Source organism: Paenibacillus crassostreae, assembly GCF_001857945.1.
GTDB lineage: Bacteria > Bacillota > Bacilli > Paenibacillales > Paenibacillaceae > Paenibacillus_AQ > Paenibacillus_AQ crassostreae.
In genome coordinates, this window is record NZ_CP017770.1 from 1,524,475 (window position 1) to 1,538,530 (window position 14,056).

Sequence of the window (14,056 nt, forward strand, 5' to 3'; positions counted from 1 at the left end):
CTCTCTATCAAATCTTTACAATCTTTCATTTATTTATATATTATAACTCAAATCAATCTGTAGTGATATATATAAAAGAATACCCTGTATCACCAACATGGAGATTACAGGATATTCAATTCAGCACTGTAGTTATTGTGATTGATCTTTAACGATTTAACAAGCTTCCCACATATTTCAGCAATTCATTGGCGCATGTCGGGCAATAGCCATGATCATTAATAAGGCGCTTACTCACCTCATTAATCCGTTTCAACTGATTCCCATCAGGGGTCTTCGTGGACGTCGTTATCTTAACAATATCTTTCAAATCAACGAATAGCTTCTTCTCAATGGCTTCTCTTAATCGATCATGATGATCGTATTCGAACTTCTTTCCTTTACGTGAATATGCGGATATTCGAATCAGAATCTCCTCACGGAATGCCTTCTTGGCATTCTCTGATACCCCAATCTGCTCTTCGATTGAACGCATCAATCTTTCATCAGGATCCATTTCCTCATCCGTTAATGGATCTCGTATTTTCGACCAATTACAGAAAGCTTCTATGTTATCGAGATAATTCTCAAATAATGTTCTGGCGGATTCTTCAAACGAATATACAAATGCTTTTTGAATTTCCTTTTTGGCCAATTCATCGTATTCTTTACGAGCTATAGCAATGAAATTCAAGAAGCGTTCACGTTCCTCCTTCGTGATAGAGGCATGTTGATCTAATCCATCCTTAATCGCTCGTAACACATCCAGTGCATTTATACACTGAAGTTCCTCTTTAATTAAGGCACTTGAAATGCGATTAATAACATAACGTGGATCTACACCAGACATTCCTTCATCTAAAAACTCAGTCTGCATTTCCCTGAGATCTGCTTCCTTATACCCTTCAACTTCCTGACCATCGTACATCCGCATTTTTTTAACAAGATCCATACCTTGTTTCTTCGTCTCCTTCAATCGAGTCAGGATCGAGAAAATAGCAGCAGCACGTAACGCATGAGGAGCAATATGGATATGGTTCATATCACTTTGACCAATCAACTTTGCATATATTTTCTCTTCCTCTGATACCCTCAAATTATAAGGAACCGGCATGACGATCATACGTGATTGTAATGCTTCATTCTTCTTATTAGAGATAAATGTCTTGTACTCTGATTCATTCGTATGGGCAATGATCATTTCATCTGCCGAGATCAGCGCAAATCTCCCTGCCTTAAAATTTCCTTCTTGTGTCAATGACAGCAAATTCCACAGAAATTTTTCATCGCATTTAAGCATTTCTTGAAATTCCATGATACCACGATTAGCTTTATTCAACTCTCCATCAAAACGATAAGCTCGGGGATCAGACTCTGAACCAAATTCCGTAATTGTTGAGAAATCTATACTCCCCGTAAGGTCCGCTATATCTTGCGATTTCGGGTCTGAAGGACTAAATGTACCTATTCCAACACGTCCCTCTTCAGAAATCAACACACGTTGTACACGTACTCTCTCTATATCTCCATCAAACTCCGTCTTCAATCTCATCTGGCAAGATGGACATAAACTCCCTTCTATCCGTACTCCTAATTCCTGTTCTACTTCTGGACGCAAATCCAGTGGGATTAGATGTAGGGGTTCTTCATGCATTGGGCAACCTTCAATCGCATACACTGCACCCTTATCTGTCTTCGAGAATTTTTCCATACCACGCTTTAGGAGTGTTACCAAGGTTGATTTCCCTCCACTGACAGGACCCATTAGTAATAGGATTCGCTTCCGTACATCTAATCTTCTGGCCGAGGAATGGAAATACTCCTCCACTAGTTTCTCAATCGCACTATCTAATCCAAATATCTCCTGTTCAAAGAACTTATACCGTTTGCGTCCGTTTAGTATTTCCGCTCCATATGAGTCGATCATTTCGTATACACGGGCATGAGCCGTCATGGCTGGAGTAGGATCTTCCCTTAGCAATTCAATATATTGTTTGAATGTGCCACTCCACTCTAACTGATCACTTTCTGCCCGATATGCTGCCACACGTTCGAAAATATCCATGTTTGGTACCTCCTATTACTATGTTATGAAAGGTTTTGGTATCGCTGTATATGTGTCAAGGTCTATCCTATCTCGAATAAAAAGTGTATTACATACCTATGCAAGAAAGTGGTTTTAGTTGACCTATTTTTTCAATATATAGTGTATGTCTTTTCGAAGATGGTATAATGGATCATTATTAATGAGCTATTAGACAACAATTCAAGGAGATCATCGACATGTCTGTACAATATGAAACTGAACTATATGAACCTTTAAAGATTTTTTTTGAGCAGCAAGGATATACCATTAAGGGGGAGGTTCGTCTGTGTGATCTGGTCGGTGTAAAGGAAGGGGCAGTTGAGCCATTAATTGTAGAAATGAAAAAGACCTTCAATCTCTCGCTATTATTGCAAGGAATGGAACGTCTTAAAATGAGTTCAAACGTCTATTTAGCTGTTGAACGAAGCCGGGCCAAGCGCGGGGCTGTCAATCAACGTTGGGGAGAGTTATCTGTGCTATGTCGTAGATTGGGTCTCGGACTTATTACAATTACCTTTTATAAGACAAAACAGCCCTTTGTCGAAGTACTTACCTTCCCTACAGATCAAGTGATACCCCTCACTAAAAATAAACGACGTCAATCCCGTCTAATCGATGAATTCCATGAACGTAGTGGTGATTATAACGTTGGTGGCAGTACTCGTACCAAGTTGATTACTTCATATCGTGAGAAGGCATTAAGAATCGCCTTACCTTTACGTGATGCTGATTCAAAGGGCTTATCACCCCTTTCTTTGCGTAATACTACAGGTATTGGCAATGCTTCCGCCATCTTGCAACATAATTATTATGGATGGTTTGTGCGGGTATCTCGAGGTAGATATATTCTTACTCCACTTGGTATGAGCGATTTAGTTAAATATCAGAATGTAATAGATACTGAACAAAACTAACTTCTAGCCGTAAATTCATTTACAGCTTCACTTATTAAATGCATCCCTAGCAGTAATTCATCTCGACCTGGATGAGTGAAATTCAGACGAATAGCCTCCATTCCTAGTTTTTTATCTACACAGCACAGGGTTCCTGGACAGAAAGCGACACCTTTGCTAATCGAAGATTTTAGTAATAATTCACTTTGAAGCCCTCCTGGTAATTGTATCCATAGAAACATGCCTCCAGTGGGTAGATGATATCGTGCGTTTCTCCATGCGGGGCGTTTCAGTAGTTCTTCCATAAGCCGTAAACGTATACGATATTCACGTCTTAATAAGGCAACATGTTCATGCCAATCAAAGGTTGTTGATTCTAGCAACTGATATAGTAATCGTTGGTTCAAGTTACTTGATTGCCAATCCGCCAATTGCTTGGCCGCCCCCATCACTTCTATTAATTGATGATGACCCATAGCAAACCCAATACGAAGTCCTGGAGCTACCGTTTTACTGAATGATCCTATATATAACACTTGTCCACCTTTCCCATGTTCATCCAATGCACACAAAGTCGGATACCTCCTACTAAAGGGGCCCTCCGTTCTTGTATCTTCGAAATACAAATCACCATATGAATCATCTTCGACAATTAATACCTTATGTCTCCGGCAACAATCCAGTACCTGCTTTCTCCGATCCATACTCCACAGAACTCCTGTAGGATTGGAGAAATTAGGAGATACAAACAAAAGTTTTGGATGATGCCTTTCAATTAACTCATCTAATGACTGAAGTCTTAATCCCTCCTGATCCCCTTCAACCGGGATAATCGTCGCACCTTGCATTCTTAGAATCTGTAAGCAACCTGGTGATGTTGGATTTTCTACAAGAACAGCATCACCTAAGTCCACATAGACTCGCGCAATCAAATCCATTGCTTGTTGACTCCCCGTGGTCAATAGAATTTGATTCATGTTCATTTCCATTTGTTTATGTTGTTTCCATTCTGCTCGAATCCATTCTCGTAAGGGGATAAATCCTTCTGCATCGCCATATTGTAGAGCCATCGGATGACTTGAAAGGACCGTTGTTGCAGCCGTATGCAATGCTTCTAAAGGAAATAAATCAGAAGCTGGTAATTCTTCAGCAAGTGATACAAATGAAGCTTGTTGAGAATTCAGCCGAATATGCTTGAACGGAGAACCCATAATCCATTCCGCTCGGGTAGCAAAAGAATACTTCATGCAATACCCCCCCTTGCAGTTTTCACTGAGACTTCAGCCCTAATAGGTATTCATTTGCAGCTCTAATTATGACAAGAATGATGTACATGACTTTTTTTCTTGATTTTGATAGTTTTTGCGAAAATGATAGGGTAATGATAGAATGGGGACTTAGAAAAATACTAGATGATATTGAAGGTGATGAAATGCAAGTTACAACAGACTCAACCATTCCTTATGAAAGATCTTCGAGAACTAAACGAGGGCGTTCGGTCAAAATTTTCTTATTTGCGTGGATATTACTCATTGCTCTAGGGATCGCCGCAGCCTATAAATATAGCAATGAGCTTAAACAGGATTTGCTTCAGCAACTCCAGCATGATAATCAACAACAGATGACTTTATTGAAATCTGACTACGAACAAAAATTCACTGAATTATCTTCTCAAGTGGCTGAACTTAACAGCAAAGTGCAATCTTTTAACGAATTACTCACGTTTACTAAAGATAATGCGACTAATAAAACTGATAATAGCAACCAATTATATACGCAGTTGAATGAAGTGAAACAACAACTTACTAACCTGCAGAAGAAAATGGACCTTCTCAAATGAGATTGCATGTGAAACAAGTCAATCGTTTTTTCTTACTTGCAACTGCACCTTTTATCGGGATTCTATTATGTCTTATGATATCGTACCAGCCCATAGAATTAAAGCTTGATACACGCCCTTATATACCTATAGAATCTATGCAGTCACAAACCAACAACATTAATGATCAGTTAATGAAGGCCCAATCTACCGTCAAAAGTACACTTACAACCCTTCACCAAACATCCGAGCTATATCAAAAGACACTTGAGACGACGAATAGTATCGTACTTACAACGAAATCCCAAGTAAAAATGCCAGAGTATATATATAATCGGAGAGTGATCTCCAAGCTTGGGACACCTTATGAGACAGTGAAGACTGACCGTATTTCGATTGAACTCTTCAAAGTTAACCCAGGTGTATATCGTGGATATGCGATGAAAGTGAAACTGAAAGATCCAAGTGCAATGAGTATGAGTTTGGGCAAGGATACCCTTGGAGGCTCTGAGACCACGCTCCAGGCGGTAAGAAGAAAGGGTGCTATTGCTGGTATTAATGCAGGAGGATATGCTGATGATCGGAAGAGGCGTTATCCTCTTAGTACAACTGTGCTGAATGGTCAATACCTAACCGGATTTGAAGCAAGCTACAAGAATTTAGCATTTGTAGGTATGAACTCTTATGGTAAACTTATTGGTGGGAAGTTCTATAATCAGAAGGAACTTGATAAACTAAAACCTAAGTTTGGCGCAACCTTTGTACCTGTTTTACTCCAAAATGGTCAAAAGATGCCTATCCCCATCAAATGGCAAACTTCACCAAAACGTGCACCGCGTACTATCATAGGTAATTATAAGGATGATCAATTATTGATTCTTGTGATTGACGGATATGATGAGAATGGTGGTTCAGGTGCAACATTGCAGGAAATTCAGAATAAATTACTTCAATTGGGAGTTCGTAATGCTTACAATCTAGATGGAGGTGGATCTTCTTCATTAATCCTAAATGGAAGAGTAATAAATAAACCATCGGATGGAGCCCTCCGCTCCGTACCAACCCATTTTTTATTTTTTAAATAAAAAATAAATGAGACTCCCATTTATTTTTATATCATAACTAGGTATAATAATTATAGCTATTTAGTTTTATAGGAGGTGTCATTGATGTCTTTTTCATTAACTTTTTGGATTGTTACATTAGTTTTAGTTCTATTCGTAACCGGCATCCTCACATCATCTTATAATGATGATAGAACTAAAGGCCTATAAGTTAGTCCACGCTATCAGGATTCCTCACTTTGAGGGATCCCTTTTTGCATTTATTGATCCACACTGTAGAAATTATGATATTCCAATGATGATATTTTGAACACTCAAAGAAGCATCACGATACCCTCGTGATGCTTCCTGATATTTGTTTATGCCTAAATTAATTGTGTCATATCAGACTGGCATTGTTCACAAATATAACGCTCTTTAAATTGAGTCACTTCATCCACCGAACCACAGAACACACATTTCGGACGATATCTTTCCAATATGATGTGATCTCCTTGGACTAAGATCTCTACTGGGTCCCCTTCATTCATCTGGTATCTCTTTCTCAGTGATTTAGGTAATACGATTCTCCCCAGTTGATCCACTTTACGAACCACACCAGCAGGTTTCATAATGAGATTACACTCCCCTATCAACAATATAATAAAAAAACGATTAATAAGACGGATAAATATTCAAAGCATACTTCTCCCTCAAAATAAATAGGTCTAAGTTAATAGTTCGATATAATTATGTCGAATCCTGCTGATCTAGTTAAATTTATTGTAAGTTCACAAAGTCGACTTGTCTCAATGCCTCATATACGACTATAGCCGCCGTGTTTGAAAGATTCAATGATCTAACTTGATCCCCCATCGGCAACCTCATGCATGTATCCGGATTAGCATTAAGAAGTTCAAGTGGAAGCCCCTTCGTCTCTTTACCAAATACGAAAAAGTCCCCATCTTGAAATTCAAAGTCACTGTATCTCAATGTTGCTTTGGTTGAAGCATAAAAGAAGCGGCTTCCTGCATACTTCTCTTGAACTTCTGCAAAAGAATCATGATGTTCAATATGAACAGCATGCCAATAATCTAAACCTGCTCTCTTTAAAGCTGCATCATCAGTACGAAATCCTAATGGGTGAACCAAGTGTAGATGAGCGCCTGTTGCAGCACATGTTCTAGAAATATTCCCTGTATTAGCCGGTATTTCCGGCTCTACGAGTACGATATGAAATGCCATTATTATTTTCCTCCATTTATCTAATTAGTAATATGATAACCTATTTTTAATACAAGCAAAAACCCTCCACCACTGGCGGAGGGCAAAGAGTACCATGAAGTCTAGAATTGATCGACTAAGATTACCCGTTACTTTTCTGGAAATGTAACATGAAGTCAGTTAGAGCTTTGCAGCTCTCATAAGGAACTGCATTATAGATAGAGGCGCGTAAACCACCCACACTACGATGCCCTTTAAGCCCTATGAAACCTTCCTGTTCCGATTCTTTAATGAACTGCTTCTCCAGTTCTTCATTAGTCAGACGGAAAGTAACATTCATAATTGAACGGCTTCCTGCTTCTACAGGTCCGCGATAAAATCCTCCGCTATTATCTATTGTATCATAGATTAGCTGAGCTTTCTTACGATTGATCTTCTCCAATCCTGCAAGCGATCCTTGCTCACCAATCCATTTCAGAACTTCATTTACCATATACACTGAAAAAGCTGGAGGCGTATTATAAAGTGAGTTGTTTGATAGATGTGTATTATATCGCATCATAGTTGGAATATTCTTAGGTGACTCAGATATTAGATCTTCACGAGCAATAACAATCGTTACTCCAGAAGGGCCTAAATTCTTCTGCGCGCCTGCATAGATAAGTCCAAATTGGTTCAGGTCAATTTCACGGCTAAGAATATCACTCGACATATCAGCAATCAAAGGAATATTCCCTGTATCAGGATATACTTGATATTGTGTTCCTTCAATCGTTTCATTGGAAGTCACATGTAAATAAGCCGATTGATCGGACAATTGAATTCCGCTTAGATCTGGAATAGACATGAATTTATTAGCCTCAGATGAAGCTACGATTTGTGTTTCACCGATCAACTTAGCTTCTTTTATTGCTTTATCAGCCCAGCTACCAGAGTGCACGTAGCTTGCTACCTTACCTTGAGATAATAAATTCATAGGAAGCATAGCGAATTGAGTGCTAGCACCACCTTGCAAGAATAGTACCTTATATCCTTTCACATCACCAAGTAACGATAACAGACGACTTTCTGCTTCATTATGTACTTCTTCATACACTTTACCTCGATGTGACATCTCCATAATAGACATGCCTGTACCTCTAAAATCCACAAATTCAGCTTGTGCGCGTTCTAAAACTTCGAGCGGCAAGGCAGCAGGTCCCGCATTAAAATTATAGGCTCTCTTACTCATTAATACTCCCCATCCCTTCTCTATATACTAATTATAATAACGTTATGATAGCAGTATTCCAACACACCAGCAAGTACGATTATTACGAACTAACATAAACGGAACATCAAATTTATTTATTGGTCCACACATAATTATTTATCGGATTAAAGCGACACCGTGAAAAATTGAATTATGTCACTCTACTTTCTAGCTATAATTCGCAATAAAAGAAAAACCTTCGGGGATTTCACCCGAAGGATAAAAATTTATATTATTGCTGCATAATAGAATATTTTAGCAGTCGAAGTATAATCCATATTCATGTGGATGAACTCTTATAGCAACTGACTTAGCTTCAGCACGTTTCAAATCGATGAAATTATCAATGAAATCCTTAGTAAATACATCACCATCTAACAGGAATTCGAAATCTGCTTCTAAAGCATCCAGTGCTTCATCCAAGTTACCTGGAACACTGCGGATCTTCGATTTGTCTTCATCGGACAATTCATAGATATTTGTATCCATTGGTCCATAACCTAATGCATTAGGATCAATCTTTCTCTTGATACCATCAAGACCTGCCATCAGCATCGCTGAGAAGGCTAGATAAGGGTTAGCAGTAGAATCTGGTGTACGGAACTCGATACGACAGCCTTTAGGCGTTACAGCTGCTACTGGAATACGTACTGCTGCTGAACGGTTTCCTTTAGAGTATACAAGGTTTACTGGGGCTTCATAACCAGGAACAAGACGTTTAAAGGAGTTAGTCGATGGATTCGTTAATGCAATCAACGCTGGCGCATGGTATAGTATTCCGCCAATGTAATGCAACGCCATTTCACTTAGGTTAGCATATGCCCCTTTTTCATAGAATAGGGGTGTATCACCATTGAAAATTGATTGGTGAACATGCATTCCGCTACCGTTATCACCAAAAATAGGTTTTGGCATAAATGTTGCAACTTTTCCGTACTGGCGAGCTGTATTATGCACAATATATTTATACACTAACAGGTTATCAGCTGTTTTCTTAAGAGTATCAAATCGGAAATTGATCTCGGCTTGACCTGCCGTTGCCACTTCATGGTGATGGCGTTCTATACGTAATCCCGCTTCTGCTAGTAAACGACACATTTCACTACGAATGTCTTGTTGTGTATCTACAGGAGCAACAGGAACATAGCCACCTTTCACTCCAACTTTAAATCCTAAGTTTCCACCTTCTTCTTTACGATTCGTATTCCATGCAGCCTCTTCCGAATCAACAAAGAAAGAAGAACTATTCATGCCACTTTCATAACGTACATCATCAAAAATGAAAAATTCAGATTCTGGTGCGAAGAATGCAGCTGTTCCTACACCACTTTGTTGTAGAAATTCTTCTGCCTTCGCAGCGATACTACGTGGATCACGCTCATAACGCTCACCATCCGGTGTATAAATGTTACACATAATATTCAGAGTTGGGTGTGCTGTAAATGGATCGATATACACTGACTCCGTATCCGGCATCATAACCATATCTGACTCCTCAATACCTCGAAACCCTGATATGGAAGAACCATCAAACGCTACCCCGTTTACAAATGTTTCATCATCTACTTCTGTAGCTGGTAAAGAAATGTGATGAGCACGTCCTGCTATATCTACAAAACGAAAATCTACCCATTCAATTCTGTTTTCCTTAATACTTTTCAACACTTTTTCAACTGACATGTCATTTTCCTCCCAAATTCCGAACATTAACCCGCTTATTGATCAAGAATGTTCATGATCTTTTATTTTCTAACGTAATTATAAATCGTAACTTTTTCATCGTCAATACTAATGTAAGGTATTTTATTTATTTATGTTAGATTATATGACATTAAAAAAGTAAATGTTACTAATATAGCAACAAAAAACCTAGTAATCGATCAGTTACGACCAGTTAACTAGGCTGAGAATACTATAGATATAATTTTATTCCGTTATTTTCTTGCAGGGAAAAATTCAGCAGGTTCTTTCGCAGTATTAAATGTTCTACCTACCAGTGGTGCCAATTTTTCTAAGTCTTTTAGTAAAACTGCAAATTGATCAGGGAATAACGATTGTACACCATCACCAGTCATTGAATTATCCGGATCAGTATGCATTTCTACGATTAGGCCATTAGCTCCTGCAGCGATGGATGCCTTACACATAGGTTCTACCAACTCACGTCGTCCTGTACCATGACTTGGATCAGATATAACAGGAAGATGACTTAATTGTTGTAATACAGGTATAGCAGCTAAATCGAGGGTGTTTCGTGTATAAGATTCGAATGTTCTAATGCCTCGTTCGCAAAGCATGACATTTGGATTCCCTCCTGCAAGGATATACTCCGCAGCATTTAGTAATTCATCATAAGTAGCACTGAATCCACGTTTTAGAAGAACTGGCTTTCCACAAGTTCCTAGTTTACGAAGTAAGTCGAAGTTCTGCATATTCCTAGTTCCGATTTGTAGAATATCAGCATATTCAGCACATACATCAACATATTCCGGTGTCATCACTTCAGTTATTGTTAACAAACCATGTTTCTTCCCAGCTTCTTGCATCATAATCAGACCTTCTACACCAACACCTTGAAAACTATATGGCCCAGTACGTGGTTTAAAGGCCCCACCTCTTAGCACCTGACCTCCAGCAGCTTTAACTAGCGCAGCAATTTCATCAATCTGTTCTGCTGATTCTACAGCACAAGGTCCACCCATAATAACAATCTCTTTCCCACCAATCTTTACACCATTGATATCAATAATAGTATCTTCTGGGTGGAAATCCCGACTAGCTAATTTGTATGATTTTGAAATTTTAACGACATTCTCTACACCCTTCATTTGGCGTAAATGCTCAGCAAGTTTAGGATCAACACTACCAATAAGACCAATGACAGTACGATCTGCCCCCTTAGACACATGGGCTTGCAGGCCCTCTTTCTCAATTATTTTCACAATTTCTTGAATTTGTCCATCAGGAGTTACATTTGAAGTTATTACGATCATTATTTATACCATCCTTTCACTTATAAAAACATCACTCACTTGCTTCAACGCTTGTTCGCTTTTATGCTGTTATGCTTTTAATCACTAAAGTAAATATACCTCATTATCCTCTCATTAGTCAAGACTATTTAGTAGTTAACCCGGTATCATTGGATCATATTCACATGAACAAGCAGATATAGAGGATCAAGTGAAACTTATACTTTCTTATATTTTGAAAGAAGGAGCCATTCTAAAGTGGCTCTCTAGCCCTTTTAGAATAACTCCTTTATTCATAGCTATTACTCTATACTTTAGGTGGTAGAACCACTTTTTGCTTTGACATTTGGAAGCAGTCTTTTTAAATTTACCGTTCTTTTAATTTCCCATGTATCTGGATTATTAGGATCGTATTGCTCCAAATAAGCGATAACTTCCTTCGTGATAGGAGTAGGTGTGGACGCACCAGATGTAACTGCAACTTTTGTTATTCCTTCAAGCCATTCTCGCTTAACTTCAGTTACATCACCTACACGATAGGCTTTAACATGAGCAATTTCTTCAGATACTTGAGCCAGACGATTCGAATTGTTACTCTTAGGATCTCCAACAACGATCACAAGATCAGCCTGCCCAGCCTGTTCTGCTACAGCTTCCTGACGTACTTGAGTCGCGAAACAAATCTCATTATGGACTTCTGCCGTAGGAAACTTCTCTAGCAATTTTTTCATGATATGTTTAATATCCCATTGGCTCATCGTCGTTTGATTCGTGATCACAATACGTTTTGTATCTAAATGTAGATTGTCTATCTCTTCTTCTTTTTCAATGAGATGGACGTGCCCAGGTGCTATACCAATAGCGCCTTCTGGCTCAGGATGACCACCCTTGCCAATATATATCACCTCAAAACCCTCATTAACCTTTTCCTCGATTAGAACATGTGTCTTTGTAACATCTGGACAAGTAGCATCAACCGTGGTTAATCCTTTATCTCTAGCAATCTTTCGCACTTCTGGAGATACACCATGAGCAGTGAATATGACTGTCCCACTGTCTATCTTATCCAATATATCAAGTCTATTTGTACCATCAAGTGTGATTATTCCGTCATCTTCAAACGATGTTGTGACATGGCTATTATGAACAATCATACCCAATATATATATAGGCCGAGGGAGATCTAAATTCTGTGCTGCTTGGCGAGCCAGAACCATGGCATCAACGACACCATAACAGTATCCTCGAGGAGAGATCTTCAATACTTCCATATTACTTACCTCATTTCTTCTGCATAACTTTTCTTCATTATACCCTATTCCAAAGGGACAGGAAAGATCATCGGCAACCAGATGATGAATGTAGTTCCCTCATCTAGTCTCGTAACCACTTCAACGGAGCCATTCATTTCATCGATTATCCATTTTGCAATGGATAACCCTAATCCGATCCCTTCAGTTACACCTCTTGATTGATCAGCACGATAGAATCGTTCAAATATGAGCGGAACATCTTCTTTGTTCATCCCAATTCCCGTATCAGCTATGCGTATCCCAATTTGATCTTCATAACGAAATGCATCAAGCGACACCTGTCCTTCTGGTGTATATTTAAACGCATTCTCAATGAATATAAACAACATCTGTTGTAAATAATCTTTATTGCCTAGAATATAAACCCCATTCAGTGTAGATAGATTCCCTACAATCCACTCTGCCTGATGTGGAAGAAACTGTGAGCGTCGTACAACTTCCTGTACTAAAGGTTCAAGCGGAACAGGTGATTTATCAAAAGTCTGTCCCGTATCTGCTCGTGCCAATGATAACATATCATGCACCAGTTGGCTCATTCGTTTAGCTTCGTCCGCAATGTCACTCAGCGCTTCGCTAGACATCACCTGCAATACCTCTTCGTCTATATTAGGTTGTTCCCCAGGTTCTTTACTCCACATCTTCTGAAGAAAATCCACATTCCCCCGGATGGTCGTAAGTGGTGTTCTAAGTTCGTGTGAAGCATCTGAAACAAATCTTCTTTGGGCAGCATAGGCATCTTCTAATTCTTTATAAGACCCATTCATCCGACTTAACATATCATTGACCGTACCAATTAATTGACCAATTTCATCCTGCGGACCATTATATTCGATACGTAAACTAAGATCTGCACCTTTTTGTATTTGGTTAGCAGCTTCAATCACTTTACCGATAGGTCGAATCGATTTATGAGCAAGGAATAATCCAAAACTCGAAGCAATTAGAATCATGATAGCTGACCCTGTAACAAGTATATTTTGCAGATTATCAAATAAATTCTGTTCAGAGCCAGTATATGCAGCGATTTGAAGAAGACCAATAATCGTGCCTCCTTCAACTGTAAGTGGCTCCTGATAGACTAGAAAAGGTTTACCTTCAATTTGAACATGGCTCATCCTTTTCTTTAATCCACTTGAATCAACTGAAGGAATAGGAATCTCCATACCTAATCCTTGTAAGTTTTGATCGGGTATAATCACCCCTTTAGTATAATCGTAGATCTGTGCAACAATCGGATTTTGTTGAAAGTTACTAGGCGTTGGTGTTTTAAACGTGAAATCAAATGTTCCTTTATTCAAATCAACGTTAATAATGTATGGATCAATATCAATACGTTGACGTTGCTGATGAATTCGTTTTTCCACTTCATCGTACATATTTATATAAACAATAGTATAAATGGCCGAACCAAATATAATTAACGTCACAGCTAAAATGACGGAATACCATGCAGTAAGTCGAAATCGAATGGACAT

12 protein-coding genes are annotated in these 14,056 nt (G+C 38.8%); 3 read left to right on the forward strand and 9 right to left on the reverse strand.

From position 1 onward, the window contains the following. Positions 1–148 precede the first annotated feature (148 nt). The gene (locus LPB68_RS07330; RefSeq protein ID WP_068654128.1) at positions 149–2,044 is read right to left on the reverse strand and encodes a PrkA family serine protein kinase; all 1,896 of its coding nucleotides are present in this window, start codon (positions 2,042–2,044) and stop codon (positions 149–151) included. Positions 2,045–2,262: 218 nt separating this feature from the next. Between LPB68_RS07330 and LPB68_RS07335 the strand changes: the two genes are divergently transcribed. Continuing rightward, complete coding sequence (locus LPB68_RS07335) at positions 2,263–2,979, forward strand: DUF2161 family putative PD-(D/E)XK-type phosphodiesterase (RefSeq protein WP_068654130.1); 717 nt, start codon at positions 2,263–2,265, stop codon at positions 2,977–2,979. Here the strand turns inward: LPB68_RS07335 and LPB68_RS07340 are convergent. Further along, positions 2,976–4,205 (reverse strand): aminotransferase-like domain-containing protein, encoded by a 1,230-nt coding sequence (locus LPB68_RS07340; protein ID WP_068654133.1) that lies wholly within the window; start codon positions 4,203–4,205, stop codon positions 2,976–2,978. The genes LPB68_RS07335 and LPB68_RS07340 overlap by 4 nt on opposite strands. Positions 4,206–4,390: 185 nt before the next feature. Between LPB68_RS07340 and LPB68_RS07345 the strand changes: the two genes are divergently transcribed. Together LPB68_RS07345 and LPB68_RS07350 are read left to right on the forward strand one after the other, a co-directional pair. Then, the gene (locus LPB68_RS07345) at positions 4,391–4,798 is read left to right on the forward strand and encodes a hypothetical protein (RefSeq protein ID WP_068654256.1); all 408 of its coding nucleotides are present in this window, start codon (positions 4,391–4,393) and stop codon (positions 4,796–4,798) included. Then, the gene (locus LPB68_RS07350; RefSeq protein WP_068654136.1) at positions 4,795–5,862 is read left to right on the forward strand and encodes a phosphodiester glycosidase family protein; all 1,068 of its coding nucleotides are present in this window, start codon (positions 4,795–4,797) and stop codon (positions 5,860–5,862) included. The genes LPB68_RS07345 and LPB68_RS07350 overlap by 4 nt, the downstream gene beginning before the upstream one ends. 344 nt (positions 5,863–6,206) lie before the next feature. Here LPB68_RS07350 and LPB68_RS07355 read toward each other — a convergent pair whose 3' ends face one another. The 7 genes from LPB68_RS07355 to LPB68_RS07385 all read right to left on the reverse strand — a co-directional run bounded on the left by LPB68_RS07355 (position 6,207) and on the right by LPB68_RS07385 (position 14,056). Then, entirely contained in the window at positions 6,207–6,452 is a 246-nt protein-coding gene (locus LPB68_RS07355; RefSeq protein ID WP_068654138.1) for an AbrB/MazE/SpoVT family DNA-binding domain-containing protein, read from the reverse strand. Between the two features lie 148 nt (positions 6,453–6,600). Then, positions 6,601–7,065 carry a tRNA (uridine(34)/cytosine(34)/5-carboxymethylaminomethyluridine(34)-2'-O)-methyltransferase TrmL gene (gene trmL / locus LPB68_RS07360; protein ID WP_068654140.1) on the reverse strand — a complete coding sequence of 155 codons (465 nt, stop codon included), beginning with the start codon at positions 7,063–7,065 and terminating at the stop codon, positions 6,601–6,603. A gap of 121 nt (positions 7,066–7,186) precedes the next feature. Beyond that, positions 7,187–8,275, reverse strand: coding sequence for a 3-phosphoserine/phosphohydroxythreonine transaminase (gene serC, locus LPB68_RS07365; protein WP_068654142.1), 1,089 nt, complete (start codon positions 8,273–8,275; stop codon positions 7,187–7,189). A 276-nt stretch (positions 8,276–8,551) separates the two neighbouring features. Then, positions 8,552–9,976, reverse strand: coding sequence for a type I glutamate--ammonia ligase (gene glnA / locus LPB68_RS07370; RefSeq protein WP_068654144.1), 1,425 nt, complete (start codon positions 9,974–9,976; stop codon positions 8,552–8,554). A 254-nt stretch (positions 9,977–10,230) separates the two neighbouring features. Continuing rightward, positions 10,231–11,289 carry a 3-deoxy-7-phosphoheptulonate synthase gene (gene aroF, locus LPB68_RS07375; RefSeq protein WP_068654146.1) on the reverse strand — a complete coding sequence of 353 codons (1,059 nt, stop codon included), beginning with the start codon at positions 11,287–11,289 and terminating at the stop codon, positions 10,231–10,233. A gap of 293 nt (positions 11,290–11,582) precedes the next feature. Continuing rightward, on the reverse strand, positions 11,583–12,539 hold the full coding sequence (locus LPB68_RS07380; protein ID WP_068654148.1) for a 4-hydroxy-3-methylbut-2-enyl diphosphate reductase: 957 nt from the start codon (positions 12,537–12,539) through the stop codon (positions 11,583–11,585). A gap of 44 nt (positions 12,540–12,583) precedes the next feature. Next, positions 12,584–14,056 (reverse strand): sensor histidine kinase, encoded by a 1,473-nt coding sequence (locus LPB68_RS07385; RefSeq protein ID WP_068654150.1) that lies wholly within the window; start codon positions 14,054–14,056, stop codon positions 12,584–12,586.